Here is a 1,329-nt window from a genome sequence, read left to right on the forward strand (position 1 = left end):
AAGCACCATGCAACGCCGCACACTCATCCAACATTCCCTCGCCAGCGCCCTGCTGCTGGGCACGGCCCTGGCCGCCATGCCCGCCGCCGCGCAGGGCAACTGGCCCACGGGCAAGCCCATCACCTACCTGGTGCCGTTCCCGCCTGGCGGCAATACCGATACGCTGGCGCGCGTGATCGCCCAGCCGCTGAGCAAGGCCCTGGGCACGCCCGTGGTGATCGAGAACAAGGGCGGCGCAGGCGGCAGCGTGGGCTCGGCCATTGCGGCGCGCGCACCGGCCGATGGCTACACCATCCTGGGCGGCACCATCAGCTCGCACGCCATCAATGTGAGCCTGTACGCCAAGCTGGACTACGACCCGGTCAAGTCCTTCACGCCGGTGGCCATGCTGGGCTCGGGCCCGCTGGTGCTGGTGGTGCCGGCCTCCAGCCCCTACAAGACGCTGGCCGACGTGCTGGCCGCCAGCAAGGCCAAGGCGGCGGCGGGCGGCCTGACCTCGGCCTCGCCGGGCAGCGGCACCTCCAACCACATGGCGCTGGAGCTGCTGGGCTACCAGACGGGCGTGAAGTTCACCCACGTGCCCTACAAGGGCAGCGGCCCGGCCGTGCAGGACGTGATCGGCGGCCAGGTGGACATGATGTTCGACACCGCCCTGGTCGTCGGCCCCCACGTGCAGGCCGGCAAGCTGCGTCCCATTGCCGTTACCAGCGCCAAGCGCCTGGAGTCGCTGCCCGATGTGCCCACCATCGCCGAGGCCGGCGAGAAGGGCTTCGACATGGGATCGTGGCAGGCGGTGTTCGCGCCCGCAGGCACGCCCAAGCCCATCGTGGACCGGCTGCATGCGGAGATCATGAAGATCGTCGCCACGCCCGAGGTGCAGGCGCGCCTGAAGAACTTCGGCATGCTGCCCTCGCAGATGACGCCGGCCGAGCTGGGCGAGTACCAGAAGGCCGAGGTGGTCAAGTGGGGGAAGGTGATCAAGGCTGCTGGAATAAAGGCAGAGTGACCCCCTGAGGCGCTTCGCGCCTTCCCCCTTCTCGCTTCGCGGAGGGGGACGACACCCTCGCTGCGGGGCTGCCCTTGCTTGGTGTCCCTCGCTTTGGGCCGCGCCGGTTGCGTGGGCTGTGCCAGCTGCTTTACTGCTGTAGTGCCAGCCCTTTAGAAAATTGAGACATTGCCATGAGTACCCCACTTCCTCTTTCCATCCGCATGCATCCGGCCGACAACGTGGCCATCGTGGCCAATGACGGGGGGTTGCCTGCGGGCACGGTGATGCCCGGGGGGCTGGTGCTGGTCGACAAGGTGCCGCAGGCGCACAAGGTGGCGCTG

The 1,329-nt window shown here is 68.4% G+C and carries 1 protein-coding gene; it reads left to right on the forward strand.

All coding sequences use genetic code 11. From position 1 onward, the window contains the following. Window positions 1–1,006: Bug family tripartite tricarboxylate transporter substrate binding protein (locus ACYVTD_RS12750; protein ID WP_461248126.1), on the forward strand; the 1,006-nt coding region annotated here is incomplete at its 5' end. Window positions 1,007–1,329: the final 323 nt, after the last annotated feature.

This window comes from Treponema sp. R6D11 (genome assembly GCF_054786075.1).